Annotated in this window: 12 protein-coding genes and 1 pseudogene; 11 read left to right on the top strand and 2 right to left on the bottom strand. The window is 69.7% G+C overall.

The annotated features are described in order from the left end of the window. Positions 1-17 precede the first annotated feature (17 nt). Entirely contained in the window at positions 18-1,766 is a 1,749-nt protein-coding gene (locus tag ACNPQM_RS10635; protein ID WP_418083814.1) for a type I restriction-modification system subunit M, read from the bottom strand. Between the two features lie 453 nt (positions 1,767-2,219). Here ACNPQM_RS10635 and ACNPQM_RS10630 point away from each other — a divergent pair. The 6 genes and pseudogenes from ACNPQM_RS10630 to ACNPQM_RS10605 all read left to right on the top strand — a co-directional run. Beyond that, positions 2,220-2,651, top strand: a pseudogene (locus ACNPQM_RS10630) (ATPase, T2SS/T4P/T4SS family); the annotation flags it as partial. Then, complete coding sequence (locus tag ACNPQM_RS10625; RefSeq protein ID WP_418083813.1) at positions 2,648-3,523, top strand: type II secretion system F family protein; 876 nt, start codon at positions 2,648-2,650, stop codon at positions 3,521-3,523. The pseudogene ACNPQM_RS10630 and the gene ACNPQM_RS10625, both read left to right, overlap by 4 nt. Beyond that, positions 3,520-4,323 (top strand): type II secretion system F family protein, encoded by an 804-nt coding sequence (locus tag ACNPQM_RS10620; protein ID WP_418083812.1) that lies wholly within the window; start codon positions 3,520-3,522, stop codon positions 4,321-4,323. Before ACNPQM_RS10625 ends, ACNPQM_RS10620 begins: the two co-directional genes overlap by 4 nt. A gap of 56 nt (positions 4,324-4,379) precedes the next feature. Further along, a complete protein-coding gene (locus tag ACNPQM_RS10615) occupies positions 4,380-4,589 on the top strand; it encodes a DUF4244 domain-containing protein (RefSeq protein WP_418083856.1) in 210 nt (69 codons plus the stop codon). Further along, complete coding sequence (locus ACNPQM_RS10610) at positions 4,576-4,977, top strand: TadE family type IV pilus minor pilin (RefSeq protein ID WP_418083811.1); 402 nt, start codon at positions 4,576-4,578, stop codon at positions 4,975-4,977. The genes ACNPQM_RS10615 and ACNPQM_RS10610 overlap by 14 nt, the downstream gene beginning before the upstream one ends. A gap of 50 nt (positions 4,978-5,027) precedes the next feature. After that, entirely contained in the window at positions 5,028-5,495 is a 468-nt protein-coding gene (locus ACNPQM_RS10605; RefSeq protein WP_358857113.1) for an Rv3654c family TadE-like protein, read from the top strand. Here the strand turns inward: ACNPQM_RS10605 and ACNPQM_RS10600 are convergent. After that, on the bottom strand, positions 5,389-7,914 hold the full coding sequence (locus tag ACNPQM_RS10600) for a DEAD/DEAH box helicase (RefSeq protein ID WP_418083810.1): 2,526 nt from the start codon (positions 7,912-7,914) through the stop codon (positions 5,389-5,391). The two genes, ACNPQM_RS10605 and ACNPQM_RS10600, sit on opposite strands and share 107 nt — an antisense overlap. Positions 7,915-7,992: 78 nt before the next feature. On the opposite strand from ACNPQM_RS10600, the gene ACNPQM_RS10595 reads away from it, so the two are divergent. The 5 genes from ACNPQM_RS10595 to ACNPQM_RS10575 all read left to right on the top strand — a co-directional run bounded on the left by ACNPQM_RS10595 (position 7,993) and on the right by ACNPQM_RS10575 (position 14,425). After that, positions 7,993-8,346: an STAS domain-containing protein gene (locus ACNPQM_RS10595; RefSeq protein ID WP_003967428.1), complete on the top strand. Its 354-nt coding sequence runs from the start codon at positions 7,993-7,995 to the stop codon at positions 8,344-8,346. Between the two features lie 389 nt (positions 8,347-8,735). Beyond that, positions 8,736-9,188 (top strand): ATP-binding protein, encoded by a 453-nt coding sequence (locus tag ACNPQM_RS10590; RefSeq protein ID WP_358857115.1) that lies wholly within the window; start codon positions 8,736-8,738, stop codon positions 9,186-9,188. Between the two features lie 286 nt (positions 9,189-9,474). Then, positions 9,475-11,907: a sodium-translocating pyrophosphatase gene (locus ACNPQM_RS10585; RefSeq protein ID WP_418083809.1), complete on the top strand. Its 2,433-nt coding sequence runs from the start codon at positions 9,475-9,477 to the stop codon at positions 11,905-11,907. A 298-nt stretch (positions 11,908-12,205) separates the two neighbouring features. After that, the gene (locus ACNPQM_RS10580) at positions 12,206-12,832 is read left to right on the top strand and encodes a small secreted protein (RefSeq protein ID WP_418083808.1); all 627 of its coding nucleotides are present in this window, start codon (positions 12,206-12,208) and stop codon (positions 12,830-12,832) included. A gap of 81 nt (positions 12,833-12,913) precedes the next feature. Next, on the top strand, positions 12,914-14,425 hold the full coding sequence (locus tag ACNPQM_RS10575; protein WP_418083807.1) for a methyltransferase: 1,512 nt from the start codon (positions 12,914-12,916) through the stop codon (positions 14,423-14,425). The last annotated feature ends 15 nt before the right edge of the window (positions 14,426-14,440 follow it).

The raw sequence follows: 14,440 nt of genomic DNA, 5'->3' as shown, positions 1-14,440 counted from the left end.
GAACCAGCCAGCGCGCGTCACTGCTCCACCTCCCGCAGGAGGTCGAGGATCTTGGTGACCTGCTTCTCCAGGTCCGCATCGATCTCGGCCAACGGCCGTGGCGCGACGTATTTGTAGAAGTGGCGGGTGAAGGGGATTTCGTAGCCGGTCTTGACCTTGGTCCAGTCGATCCAGGCGTCGTCGGGGACGTGCGGCTTCACTTCGGTGTCGAAGTAGGACTGGATGACATCGAGTTTGCCTGCCGGGCCAGCGGTGGAGCCGCCGTAGGTGAAGGGCACGTTCTCGGTGAGGCGTTTCTTGGTGTCGGGCTTCGGTTTGCCCTTGCGGTCGGTGACCGACTTGCCGTCCTCGTCCAACAGTGGCCGCTCGACGGTTATGGTCCAGTAGCCGAACTCGTCATTGCGCAGCACCTTGGAGGTGTCGGGGTCGGCGTCGGTGAAGTCGGCGTACAGCTTGACGATCTCGGTGCGGTCGGTGTCGCTGATCTCGCGGCCCTTGGCGCCGAGGTTCTTCCGCATCTTGGTCCAGAACGAGGAGCCGTCGATGAGCTGGACCGTGCCCTTGCGGTCGGGGTGCTTGGTGTTGTCGAGGATCCAGATGTAGGTGGCGATGCCGGTGTTGAAAAACATGTTGGTCGGCAGCGCGACGATGGCCTCGACGAGGTCGTTCTCCAGCAGCCACTTTCGGATGTTCGACGGGCCGGACTCGGCGGCGCCGTTGAACAGCGGGGAGCCGTTCATGACGATCCCGACCCGGCCGCCGCCGTCCTCCGGCGCCCGCATCTTGTGGGCTAGGTGCAGCAGGAACAGCATCTGCCCGTCGGAGGTGGCCGGGAGGCCGGGCGCGAAGCGGCCGTGGGGGCCTGCGGAGTCGCGCTCCATTGTGACGGTCTTAGCGTACTGCTTCCAGTCCACGCCGTAGGGCGGGTTGGACATGCAGAAGTCGAACTGGCGACCCTTGAACGCGTCGTCGGTGAGCGTGTTGCCGAAGGAGATGTTGGTCGCGTCGTGGCCTTTGGCGAGCAGGTCGGACTTGCAGATGGCGTAGGACTGCGGGTTGTACTCCTGGCCGTACAGGCCCAGCCGGGCGCCCGGGTTCTGCGCGAGCAGGTGCTCCTCGGCGAGCGATAGCATGCCGCCGGTGCCGGCGGTGGGGTCGTAGAGCGACCGGATGATGCCCGCTTCAGTCAGGTCGGCGTCCTTCTCGGCGAAGAGCAAGTCGACCAGCAGACGGATTGCGTCGCGTGGGGTGTAGTGGTCACCGGAAGTCTCGTTGGCGGCCTCGTTGAACTTGCGGATGATGTACTCGAACGCGTCCCCCATGTCCGAGTTGGACACCACGTCGGGATGGAGGTCGACGGCTCCGAACGCCTTGACGATCTCGCGCAGGAGCCCTGCCTTCTCCAGCGCAAGGATCTCCTTCTTGAAGTCGAAGTAGTCGAACACGTCGACGTCCGCGGAGAACCGGTCGATGTAGTCGGCGAGGTTGTCCGCAAGACCGTCGGCATCTGCAAGGAGGTTGGCGAAGGAGTAGTGCGAGGTGTTGTAGAACGGCCTGCCGGTCGCCTTGGCGACCTCGACCTTGAGCCGGTTGGGGTTGTCGTACTTGGCGGCCAGCTCGCGCACGGTCGCGCGGTCGGGTTCGAGAATGCAGTCGAGGCGGCGCAGGATCGTGAGCGGCAGGATCACGGTTCCATACTGGTTGGGGCGGTAGGGGCCCCGAAGCTGGTCAGCAATCGACCAGATGAAGCTACCGAGTGTGCTCACAACAATCCTTACGGGGGATCAGCTAGACGGATGTCATCTTGCCGGAGACAGACACCGCGCGTCCCGTCTTCAGGCGTGGCTGGACCCCAAGCTTAGCCTCGCGCTTTCGTGAAGTGGGCCGTCCTGTCCCACAGGTGGTCACGTAAGCAGAAAGTGCCCCTGACCAGCGAGAATAAGGATTGCTGAGGTCCTTGTCCGCGCTGAAACCAGTACGCGACACACGCGCACACGGGGCAACTACACCCTCACGGGGAGCTACCCGCTACACCGCTTCCCTGGACGCAACCGTCGCACAGCCCTAGCGCTCACCCCATGGCCGGAAAAGCCGAGAAAGTCACGGATGGGTAACGCTTCGTGAGACATCTCAATGCAGAAGAGTGGGGTCGGCGTTGGATTTGCGCCCGCGCCCTGATGAGACACCGGGCGGGTTGAGACAGTCGAACTGTTCATAACGCGCTACGGGTGACTCTGCGGGACCTGGTGCGGCAGGCGCTTCGGATGCGGCCCGACCGCCTGGTGGTCGGGGAGGTGCGGGGCGCCGAGGTCACCGAACTTCTCGCTGCGCTGAACACCGGACATGAGGGCGGCTGCGGGACGGTTCATGCCAACGCTGCCGAGCATGTACCGGCGCGGCTGGAGGCGTTGGGGACGGCAGCCGGTCTTGACCGGGTGGCGCTGCACAGTCAGCTGGCGGCGGCGCTGTCGGTGGTGGTCCATCTCGCACGGGACCGGGCCGGGGTGCGCCGGATCGCCGAGGTGCATGTGCTGGAGCGGGATGCGGCCGGGCTGGTGGTGACCGTGCCCGCGCTGCGGTGGGGCGCTGACGGCTTCGTCCACGAGCGAGGCCGGGAGCGGCTGCGGTCGCTGATCGGGGGTGCGTTGTGACCGGTGGCACGGCGGTGGGGGCCCCGGAGTACGCGACGTATGCGTCGGCCGTGTGCGTGGGGGCCGCGGCTTGGCTGATGGTGGGGCGGGGCCAAGGAACTCGGCGGGCGCGGATGTTGTTCGTCGGTTCCGTGCTGGAGCCGCCGATCGGCCGGGACCGGGTCCGGCTGTGGTGCGCGGGGATGTTCCGGGAGCGGCGGGAGTGGCTGTGTCTTCCGGTGGCGTTGCTTCTTGCTGTGCTGGGCGAGTCCCTGCTACCGGTGATCGCGGGGGCGCTGGCGGTACCACTGGTGCGGCGATGGCTTCGTAAGCGGGCCGGGCGGCGGGAGCGTGAGCGCAGAGCGGATGCCGTGGTGGGGCTGTGCGGTGCGGTGGTGGGCGAGCTGCGGGCCGGGCACGAGCCGGGGCAGGCACTGCTGGTGGCGGTGCGTGGCACGGGGGCAATGGGTGCGGTGGAGGCCGCGGTGTCGGCCGCGGCGCGGTTCGGCGGCGATGTGCCGGGGGCCCTCGGGCAGGCGGCGCGCGAACCCGGGCTGGAGGGGCTCGCCGGGCTGGCGGCCTGCTGGCGGGTGGCGGTCGACGGCGGCGCGGGGCTGGCAGCCGGTCTGGACCGCCTGGAGGGCGCGCTGCGGGCCGAGCGGCGTCGGCGGGAGGAGCTGCGGGCGCAGCTGGCGGGGGCCTGGTCGACGGTGGCCGTGCTGGCGCTGCTGCCGGTGCTCGGTCTGGGACTGGGGGCGGCGCTGGGGGCCGCCCCGTTGAGGGTGCTCCTGCACAGTCCGGCCGGGCTGTGCTGCCTGTTGGTGGGCGGGCTGCTGGAGACGGCCGGCCTCTGCTGGGCCTGCCGGATCGTACGGGCGGGGGAGCGGTCATGAGCGAAGGGGCCGGCGTGGTGGCGCACATCGTCCGCGGGCCGGTTCCGGTGGCGGTCGTCCTGGGCGCGGTCGGATACCTGGCCGTCTGCCTGGCCGGGCGGAGGCGGCATCGTGTGGCTCGCCGCCGGGGCGCGGTGCTGCTGGCGGTCGACGCCGGGAGGCGGTGGCGCGAGCGGTCGGTGTCCGGGGCCCGGCTGAAGGACGGGGCCGTGCTGCTGGGTGCCGTGGTGACGGGCTGGTTCCTCGTCGGCAGTTCATGGGGGTGCGCGGTCGGACTGGTGGCGGCGTACGGCACGTGGCGATGGCAGCGGATGCGGCATCGGCGCAGACCCGCCGCGTCCGCTGCGGAAGCTGCTGAGGCCGAACGCCAGCTCCCTTTGGCGGCAGACCTGTTGGCGGCGTGCATCTCCGCAGGAGCCGGCCCGAGGGAAGCGGCCGAGGCGGTCGGGGAGTCGCTGGGCGGTCCGGTCGGCGAACGGCTGGCACGGACAGCGGCGGAGATCCGGCTGGGCGGCGAACCTGCCGTGTCCTGGGGGAGGTTCGGCGAGATATCGGGAGCCGGCGCGCTGGCCCGCTGTCTGGACCGGGCGGGTTCGACCGGGGCTCCGGCGGCGGAGCCGGTCGCCCGGCTGGCCGAGGCGATGCGGGCGGAACGGTCGAGCGAGGCCGTGGCGCGCGCCCAGCGGGCCGGCGTGCTGATCACAGCTCCGGTGGGGTTCTGCTTTCTGCCCGCCTTTCTGGCGGTCGGTGTGGCGCCGGTGGTCATCGGCCTGGCGAACGGGCTTCTGCAAGCCCGATGAACAAAAACATCCAATCAGTGATGAATCTGCACAAAAGAACACTTTCGGAGGTTGACATGGCATGGCAAATCAAGCGCATCAGGGGCTGGGCACGGCGTGTGGTGCGCCGGGTCCGAACGGACCGCGGGATGACGACGTCCGAGTACGCGGTGGGGACGATTGCCGCCTGTGCGCTGGCGGCGGTGCTCTACAAGGTGGTCACGAGTCCGCCGGTCATGGCGGCGTTGCAGTCGATTCTCACGGACGCCCTCGATGCCAAGGTCTGAGAGGCGTTCGGGGAGGGGAGTCGGGGACTGCGAAGGGGGCGGAGGCGACCGGGGTGCGGTGACGGCGGAGGCCGCCATGGTGATCCCGGTGCTGATGTTGTTCGCTCTGGCTCTCCTCTGGGCGCTGATGGCCGCCGCCGCGCAGATCCGGTGCGTGGATGCCGCAAGGGTCGGCGCGAGGGCGGCAGCTCGGTCCGAACCCGAGGCGCAGGTGCTGGCTGTCACCCGTTCGGTGGCACCCGACCGGGCGCGTGTGGAGGTGGAACGGGCTGGGGAGCTGTGGCGGGTACGGGTGGTTGCGCCGACGCCCGGACCGGGTGCGCTGGCCCTGACGCTGAGAGCGGACGCGGTGGTGATGGCCGAGGACACGCTGGGGGCGGAGCCGTGACGGGGGCGATCAGTGCGGTGCCCCTGCGACAGAAGCTACGGGTGCGACGGATGCGGTGGGCATTGCGGGTTCGACGGGCGTTGCGGGTGGTGGGTTCGCACGGGTGTGGGGAGGGGCGTGATCGCGGGGTGGCGACAGTGTGGGTGGCAGTGACCACGGCAGCGCTGTGTGCGGTGTTCGCGGCCGTGCTTGCGCTCGGCCAGGTGGTGGTCGCTCGGCACCGGGCCGGCGGGGCGGCGGACCTGGCGGCCCTGGCAGCGGCCGACCGGGCCCTGCGCGGGGCCGAGGCGGCATGCAGGGCGGCCGCAGAGGTGGCCGACGCCCAGGGTGCGGCGGTGGTCCGGTGCGCGGTGCAGGGGGAGATCGCCGATGTGACGGCCCGGGTGCGGTTCGGGCCGTACGCACCCGAGGTCAGGTCCCGGGCGGGCCCTCCGACGGGCGATCCCGGTCCGGTTCCGGGCTCGGCGGCTCCCCCGCCTGCTCCGGGTCCGCCGGGGCGGAGCGGAGAAGTTCGGTGAGGAGGCGTACGGCCCCCCGCTTGTGCAGCGGGTCGTTTCCGTTGCCGCACTTGGGGGACTGGATGCATGACGGGCAGCCCGCTTCGCACTCGCAGGACGCGATGGCCTGGCGGGTGGCAGTGAGCCAGCTGCGGGCGGTGTGGAAGGCCCGCTCGGCGAATCCGGCGCCGCCCGGATGACCGTCATACACGAACACCGTCGGCAGCAGGGTGTCCGGATGGAGGGGGACGGAGACGCCGCCGATGTCCCAGCGGTCGCAGGTGGCGAAGAGGGGCAGCATCCCGATCGACGCGTGTTCGGCGGCATGCAGGGCGCCACCGAGGATCTCGGGGTTGATGCGGGCGGCGTCCAGCTGGTCCTGGGTGACCGTCCACCACACCGCGCGGGTGCGCAGCGTGCGGGGCGGCAGATCGAGCTTGGTCTCACCGAGGACCTCGCCGGTGATCAGTTTGCGGCGCAGGAAGGAGACGACCTGGTTGGTGACCTCCACGGAGCCGTAGCAGAGCCTTCCGTCACCCCAGGGGATCTCTGTGTCGGTCTCCAGGACGGTGATGGAGGTGGTGTCGCGGGCGGTCGTCGAGTACGGCGGACTGGCTTCCTCGACCAGCGCCACCGAGTCCTCCAGATCCAGTTTCCGGACCAGGTAGGTGAGGCCCTGGTGGAGATGGACGGCACCTTCGTGGACGGCGGTGTGTGCGGCCGACTCGTCGACGGTGCCCAGCAGCCGGCCGGTGCCCTCCTCGACGATCTGGACCGGGCGGCCGCCTTCACCGCGGATGTCGGTGAGATCGGCGGCCCGCTCACGCCGGGTCCAGTGCCAGCCCGACGCCCGCTTGCGCAGCAGCTTCGCGGCCTCCAGCTGCGGCAGCAGCTCGGCCACGGACGGCCCGAACAGCTTCAGGTCGCTCTCGGTGAGCGGAAGCTCCGCGGCGGCCGCGCACAGATGGGGGGCGAGGACGTACGGGTTGTCCGGGTCCAGAACGGTCGACTCCACGGGCTGCTGGAACAGAGCCTCGGGGTGGTGGACGAGGAAGGTGTCCAGCGGGTCGTCGCGGGCCACCAGGATGGCCAGGGCGCCCTGGCCGGAGCGCCCGGCGCGGCCCGCCTGCTGCCACAGCGACGCCCTGGTGCCGGGGTAACCGGCGATGACGACGGCATCCAGACCCGAGACATCGATACCGAGTTCGAGGGCGGTGGTGGCGGCCAGACCGAGCAGCCGGCCGGAGTGAAGGGCGCGCTCGAGGGCGCGGCGTTCCTCGGGGAGGTAGCCCCCGCGGTAGGCGGCGACCCGGGAGGGCAGCGAGCGGTCCACCTCGGCGAGGCGTTCCTTGGCGATGACGGAGATGAGCTCGGCGCCGCGCCGGGAGCGCACGAAGGCGACCGAGCGGACGCCTTGGACGGTCAGGTCGGTGAGGAGGTCGGCGGTCTCGGCGGTGGCCGTACGGCGTACGGGGGCGCCCTTCTCGCCGTGCAACTCGGTCAGCGGTGGTTCCCACAGGGCGAAGACCATCTCGCCGCGGGGCGAGGCGTCGTCGGCGACCTCTGTGACCGGAAGGCCGGTGAGGCGGCCCGCGGCGACCGAGGGCTGCGCGGCGGTCGCCGAGGCGAGCAGGAAGACCGGATCGGCTCCGTATCGGACGCACAGGCGGCGGAGCCGGCGCACCACCTGGGCGACATGGGAGCCGAAGACGCCGCGATAGGTGTGGCACTCGTCGATGACGACATAGCGCAGGGCGCGCAGGAAGGAGGACCAGCGCGGATGGGACGGGAGGATCCCGCGGTGCAGCATGTCGGGGTTGGTCAGGACGTAGTTGGCGTACTGACGTACCCATTCGCGTTCCTCGACCGGGGTGTCGCCGTCGTAGACCGCGGGCCTGACCGCGTTTCCGAGCGGGGCCGCGAGGTCCCTGACCGAACGCCGCTGATCGGCGGCGAGCGCCTTGGTGGGGGCCAGGTACAGGGCGGTCGTTCCACGGCCGTTGGGGGCCTCCGAGCCGTCGAGCAGGGCGCTGAGGACCGGGGCCAGATAGGCGAGCGACTTGCCGGAGGCGGTTCCGGTGGCGATCACGACGGATTCGCCGTCCAGGGCATGCTCCGCGGCGGCTGCCTGGTGTGCCCACGGGTGGTCGATACCGGCCTGCTGGACAGCGGCGATCACTTCCGGCCGGATGCGAGCGGGCCAGATGGCATGGGTACCTGTTCGCGGGGGCAAGTGCTCCGTATGAGTGATGCGCGCGGACCGGCCCGCCGCTGCGGCGAGCCGGTCGAGGACCATGGCGGGAGAGGGGCGGGAGTCCCTGTTCTCGGGTGGTCGACTGGGGCGGTGATTCTTGGCCATCGGCACCGAGTGTGTCACCGCCGTGACGGACAATGGTCCCAAGGCGTCGTGCATGGCTGCTGGTAAGTGATTGAATGCCATCGCGGCTGGCGATCCGTCCCCTGGCTCCGTCGGGGAGACCGAGGGGCGACCGCTCGATAGCAAGGTGCTGGAGGATCCGTGGACCTGTCCTTGTCGACTCGCAATGTGTCCGGCCCTGGTGGCGACCGTACGGTCGTCGAGGTCGGTGGCGAGATTGATGTGTATACCGCGCCCAAGCTGCGCGAGCAGTTGGTCGAGTTGGTGAATGACGGCAGCTACCACCTGGTTGTCGACATGGAAGGTGTCGACTTCCTCGACTCCACCGGCCTCGGCGTGCTCGTGGGCGGCCTGAAGCGTGTCCGGGCCCATGAGGGCTCACTGCGCCTGGTCTGCAACCAGGAGCGCATTCTCAAGATCTTCCGGATTACTGGTCTGACCAAGGTGTTCCCGATCCACACCACGGTCGACGAGGCTGTTGCGGCCACCGACTGACGGCTGACCGGCTGCTTCCGGATCGGCCGAAGGCCCGTCCGGCAGCCGGTCCGGCAGTCAGCCGGTCGGTCCGGTGCACAGCCGGGTCGGACCGCGGCCCGTTCGGCGGGCGGCTGGTTCGGTGGACGCCGTGGTGCCGGGGCCTCGGCATTCCGGCAGCCGGGCCGGGCCTTCGGCGGTGACACGCCCGGCAGCGGGCTGTCGGCCATCGGCACGGACGGCTTCCGGGCGTCGACGGGATACCCATCGGCCGATCGGTGGGCACGCTGCCGACGGTCGCACGTCGGGGGCCGGTGGCTCTGCCGGCTTCCGGAGGAAGAGAGAGCGGGGGTACCGGGCAGTGCGCCCGGGCCCCTGAGATGCACGCCGGTACGTCTGAAGGGGATCGCATGGCCACTGTTGAACTCCGCTTCAGCGCCCAGCCCGAACACGTCAGGACGGCCCGCCTCGTGGCGGCCGCCGTGGCGCGCCGCGCCGGGGTCGACGAGGCAGTGCTCGACGAGGTCCGACTCGCCGTCGGTGAGGCCTGCAGCCGCGCCGTAGGGCTGCACCGCAACCACGGCATCACCGCTCCGGTCAAGGTCGTCCTGACCGAGGAGGAGAAGTCCTTCTCCGTCGAGGTCGGCGACGAGGTGCCTGGCCCCGGCGGGGAGACCGGAGCCGCCGAGGCGTCCGGGGAGGGGCCCGGCCAGCCGGGTACCGAGACCGACGCCGACAGCGAGGACGAGATGGGTCTCGCGGTCATCAGCGGCCTCGTCGACGACGTGGAAGTCAGAACGGGAGCCGACGGCGAAGTGATCCGCATGAGCTGGCCCAAGACGCCCGCAACGGCGCATCCCTGAGCGCCGGAGGCGTCACAGCGGGCCGGCCTGTCGTGGCGCCGCTCCGGCCGTAACTCCTGATCCGCTCTCCCGGGCCCTGCCGAGCAGGGCCTTTTTTTCATTTCTGCTTGATCAGCGATCTACGGACAATGCTTCTGCCCCATTACTGCATTCGGATCAATCCGAGGGTGCGATCATTTATCGATCGGCGGGTAAAGTCGATTTACATTTACTGCGGACTGTTTTGATCAGGTTCTGCTCCCTACAATCCGTCCACGTCTTGAGCGCTGAGCGTCAAGGAGGACGTATGGCGGGCTTCATCAACACACCACTGGCAGAACTGCCCGAAGTTTCCGCGATTTCCGACCGACCCACCTCTCTCGCGGCCGCGGTACTCACCGATGACAACCGCGTCATCGTGATCGTCATCGCGATCGTCGCCGTCGCCGCACTGATCGTCGCCCGGCTGCTGGTCCGCCAGGTGCTGGCGGCCGGTGAGGGCACGGACCGCATGAAGGAGATCGCGGCAGCCGTCCAGGAAGGCGCGAACGCCTATCTGGCCCGGCAGCTGCGCACTGTCGGCGTCTTTGCCGTCGTGGTCTTCTTCCTGCTGCTGCTGCTTCCGGCCGACACCTGGTCGCAGCGCGCCGGCCGGTCGCTGTTCTTCCTGGTGGGTGCGCTTTTCTCGGCGACCACCGGATACATCGGCATGCGTCTGGCCGTCCGCAGCAATGTGCGGGTGGCGGCTGCCGCGCGTGAGGCGACTCCGGCGGAAGGCGAACCGGAAAAAGATCTCACCGACGTGTCGCATCGGGCTATGAAGATTGCTTTTCGCACGGGCGGCGTGGTCGGCATGATCACGGTAGGGCTCGGGCTGCTCGGCGCCTCGTGCGTGGTTCTCGTCTATGCCGCCGACGCGCCCAAGGTGCTCGAGGGCTTCGGGCTCGGTGCCGCGCTCATCGCCATGTTCATGAGGGTCGGTGGCGGCATCTTCACCAAGGCTGCTGATGTGGGCGCCGACCTCGTGGGCAAGGTCGAGCAGGGCATCCCGGAGGACGACCCGCGCAACGCCGCCACCATCGCCGACAACGTGGGCGACAACGTCGGTGACTGCGCGGGCATGGCGGCCGACCTGTTCGAGTCGTACGCCGTGACGCTCGTTGCCGCGCTCATCCTCGGCAAGGCCGCTTTCGGCGACGCCGGACTGGCCTTTCCCCTGATCGTTCCGGCGATCGGCGTGGTCACCGCGATGATCGGCATCTTCGCGGTCGCCCCGCGGCGCGCCGACCGCAGCGGGATGACCGCCATCAACCGCGGCTTCTTCATCTCCGCGGTGATTTCGCTCGTCCTGGTGGGGGTGGCCGTCTTCGTCTACCTCCCGTCCTCGTACGCCGACCTGGGCGGCGTCACCGACAGCGCTATCACGGCGCACAGCGGTGACCCTCGGGTCTTCGCCCTGGTCGCCGTCGCCATCGGGATCGTGCTGGCCGCGCTGATCCAGCAGCTCACCGGCTACTTCACCGAGACCGGCCGGCGCCCCGTCCAGGACATCGGCAAGTCCTCCCTCACCGGCCCGGCCACTGTCGTACTCGCCGGGATCTCCATCGGTCTGGAGTCCGCGGTCTACACTGCGCTGCTGATCGGCCTCGGCGTCTACGGAGCGTTTCTGCTCGGCGGTACGTCGATCATGCTGGCGCTCTTCGCGGTGGCCCTCGCCGGAACCGGGCTGCTCACCACCGTCGGGGTCATCGTTGCCATGGACACCTTCGGACCGGTCTCCGACAACGCGCAGGGCATCGCCGAGATGTCCGGCGACGTCACCGGCGCCGGTGCCCAGGTCCTCACCGACCTGGACGCCGTCGGCAACACCACCAAGGCCATCACCAAGGGCATCGCCATCGCCACCGCCGTGCTGGCGGCGTCGGCGCTCTTCGGCTCGTACCGCGACGCGATCGCCACGGCGGTCGACGGCGTGGGTGCCAAGGCCGGGGAAATGACCCTCAGCCTCGACATCTCGCAGCCCAACAACCTGGTGGGGCTGGTCCTTGGGGCCGCGGTCGTCTTCCTCTTCTCCGGCCTGGCCATCAACGCGGTGTCCCGGTCCGCCGGGTCCGTGGTCTATGAGGTGCGGCGGCAGTTCCGCGAGCGCCCCGGGATCATGGACTACACCGAGAAGCCGGAGTACGGGCGCGTCGTCGACATCTGCACCAAGGACGCGCTGCGTGAGCTCGCCACGCCCGGGCTGCTCGCGGTGATGGCGCCGATCGCGGTGGGCTTCACCCTCGGTGTCGGGGCGCTCGGTTCGTACCTCGCGGGCGCGATCGGCACCGGGACGCTGATGGCGGTCTTCCTCGCCAACTCAGGAGGCGCGTGGGACAACGCCAAGAAGCTCGTCGAGGACGGCCATCACGGCGGCAAGGGCAGCGAGGCCCACGCCGCGACCGTGATCGGCGACACGGTCGGCGATCCGTTCAAGGACACGGCGGGACCGGCGATCAACCCGCTGCTCAAGGTGATGAACCTGGTGGCGCTGCTCATCGCGCCGGCAGTGGTGCAGTTCAGCTACGGGGCGGACGCGAGTGCGGGCGTGCGGGCGGTGGTGGCGGTGCTTGCCCTCGCCATCATCGTCGGCGCGGTCTATGTCTCCAAGCGTCGCGGGATCGCCGTGGGCGACGAGGACGACTCCGATGACGACGGCGGCGCGACTGCCAAGTCGACCGATCCGGCTGCCGTTTCATGAGGCGGGCAGAGGGAAGAGAGCGACAGCTCGCGGGGAACCGATCAACCCGGCGCAGCATCTGATCAAGCAAGGGCATGATCTGGTCAAAGAACGGGTGGGCGGCGCATTCCGATGCGCTGCCCACCCGTTTGCCATTCGGCTGCCGCGTGCGTTCACCCGTTCGCGCGTGAGTTGTATCTCCCTCACTTCCCTTGGTGCAAATGGCTGCAAAAGGACATTTATCGGACACTTGGCGCCCGGATGGAGGTCATGTGGCGTGTAAGTTCCGGGGCCGAGAGCCTTGGAAGGGACCGATCCGGTGAACAAGAAGCTTGCAGCCGCACTGTCCGGCGGTGCCGTACTGGTACTGACGTTGTCGGGGTGCAGCGACAGCAGTGGCAATGACAACAAGGTCAACGACTGGGCCAAGAAGGTCTGTGACCAGGTCAAGCCCCAGCTGCAGAAGATCGCGAACGCCAACGCCGCGATCCAGCAGCAGACCGCCGACAACAGCAAGCCCGCCGATGTCCAGAAGACCGACTCGGCCGCCTTCCAGCAGATCTCGCAGGCGTACAAGGCGCTGGGCGCAGCTGTGGGCTCGGCGGGCGCACCGCCGGTCGACGGCGGCGAGACCACGCACAAGGAGGCCGTGAAGGAGCTCAACGCCTCCTCGGCCGCTTACGCGGAGCTGCAGAAGAAGGTCGACGCGCTCGACATCAAGGATCAGGCGAAGTTCGCCGACGGTCTGAAGGGCATCGCTGACGAGCTGAACAAGATCAGCACCAATGGTGACCAGGCGTTGAAGCAGCTCCAGTCCGGCAAGGTCGGCATCGCGATGGCCAAGCAGCCGGGCTGCCAGAAGCCGACGGCTTCGGTCCCGCCGGCCGCCGCGCCGTCGAAGGCCCCCGAGAAGTCGGCTTCCGCGTCGCCCAGCAAGAAGCCCTGACAACGCCGGCACGGATCGGCCCGGCAGCTCCGATGCTGCCGGGCCGCTGCCGTTGTCGGTGGGAGCGGCCACAATGGGCGGGTGAGTACGACCAGCCTCCCCGCGCCCGACCGTTCGCCCCGGCTCCGCGAAGCCCTGCTTGCCGCCGCCTTCACCGCCGACGGTCTCCTCGACCTGCTCGGCGCGCCCGCCTATGCCGCGCTCGCCCGCAGCGAGACGGTTCCGGCACTGCGGGCCACCCGTGGCGACTCTCCGCTCGACACGCTGGTGCGGCTCTTCCTGCTTCAGCGACCCGTCCCGTACGAGCGGGCCCGCGCCGCGCTCCCGCTGGACGAGTGCGTCGAGGACGGCTGGGTGATCCGCGCGGGCGACGTGGTGCGGGCCGCCGTCGACGTGCGGCCGTACAGCGGGCCCGAGGCGCAGGACTGGTTCATCGTCTCCGACCTGGGCTGCGCGGTCGGCGGCGCGGGTGGCATCGGTTCGCGCGAGGAGGGGGTGGTCCTCGGCGTCGGCGGGGCGTCGTCCACACTCGCCGGGATCACCGTCCGTACACCGGTCGCCTCCGCGCTCGATCTCGGTACGGGCTCCGGCATCCAGGCGCTGCACGCCGCGCAGCACGCCACCCGGGTCACGGCCACGGACCTCAACCCCCGCGCCCTCGCCTTCACTCGGCTGACCCTCGCCCTGTCCGGCGCCGCTCCGGCCGATCTGCGCGAGGGTTCGCTCTTCGAGCCGGTCGACACCGAGACGTACGACCTCATCGTGTCGAATCCTCCGTTCGTCATCTCGCCGGGCGCCCGTCTCACGTACCGCGACGGCGGCATGGGCGGCGACGACCTGTGCCGGACGCTGGTGCAGCAGGCCGGCGACCGGCTGAACGAGGGGGGATACGCGCACTTCCTCGCCAACTGGCAGCACGTCGAGGGCGAGGAGTGGCAGGACCGGCTGCGCTCCTGGGTGCCGCGCGACTGCGATGCCTGGGTCGTCCAGCGCGAAGTGCAGGACATCACGCAGTACGCGGAGCTGTGGCTGCGCGACAGCGGCGACCACCGTACGGATCCCGCGGAGTACGCCGCACGGTACGACGCCTGGCTGGACGAGTTCGAGGCCCGCAAGACGAAGGGCGTCGGCTTCGGCTGGATCACGCTCCGGAAGTCCGCGGCCGCGGCCGACGGGAATCCGTCGGTCGTGATCGAGGAGTGGCCGCACCCGGTGGAACAGCCGCTCGGCGCGGCCGTGGAGGCCCACTTCGCGCGCCAGGACTATCTACGGACGCACGATGACGCGGCGCTGCTCGCCGACCACTTCACGCTGGCTCCGGAAGTGATGCAGGAGCAGGTCGGACTGCCGGGCGCGGAGGACCCCGAGCATGTGGTGCTGCGTCAGAACCGTGCCATGCGGCGCGCGACGAAGGTCGACGCGGTCGGCGCCGGTTTCGCGGGCGTCTGCGACGGGACGCTGTCCGCGGGCCGGATCCTGGACGCGATCGCCCAGTTGATGAACGAGGACCCGGTACTGCTGCGCGACCGTACCCCGCAGGCGATCCGGCTGCTGGTGGAGGAAGGGTTCCTGGAGCCGGTGGGGGCTGCCTGACGGAACGGCGCCGAC

Source organism: Streptomyces sp. NPDC056231 (assembly GCF_048270745.1).
In the GTDB taxonomy this organism is placed as follows: domain Bacteria; phylum Actinomycetota; class Actinomycetes; order Streptomycetales; family Streptomycetaceae; genus Streptomyces.
This window is presented reverse-complemented; position numbering and strand designations above follow the sequence as displayed.

Bases quoted from the DNA above. Each gene is read 5' to 3' on its own strand.
- ACNPQM_RS10605 (WP_358857113.1), top strand. From the start codon at position 5,028: ATGCGGTGGGCATTGCGGGTTCGACGGGCGTTGCGGGTGGTGGGTTCG.
- ACNPQM_RS10600 (WP_418083810.1), bottom strand. From the start codon at position 7,914: ATGGCATTCAATCACTTACCAGCAGCCATGCACGACGCCTTGGGACCA.
- ACNPQM_RS10590 (WP_358857115.1), top strand. From the start codon at position 8,736: ATGGCCACTGTTGAACTCCGCTTCAGCGCCCAGCCCGAACACGTCAGG.
- ACNPQM_RS10615 (WP_418083856.1), top strand. From the start codon at position 4,380: ATGGCATGGCAAATCAAGCGCATCAGGGGCTGGGCACGGCGTGTGGTG.
- ACNPQM_RS10585 (WP_418083809.1), top strand. From the start codon at position 9,475: ATGGCGGGCTTCATCAACACACCACTGGCAGAACTGCCCGAAGTTTCC.
- ACNPQM_RS10620 (WP_418083812.1), top strand. From the start codon at position 3,520: ATGAGCGAAGGGGCCGGCGTGGTGGCGCACATCGTCCGCGGGCCGGTT.
- ACNPQM_RS10610 (WP_418083811.1), top strand. From the start codon at position 4,576: ATGCCAAGGTCTGAGAGGCGTTCGGGGAGGGGAGTCGGGGACTGCGAA.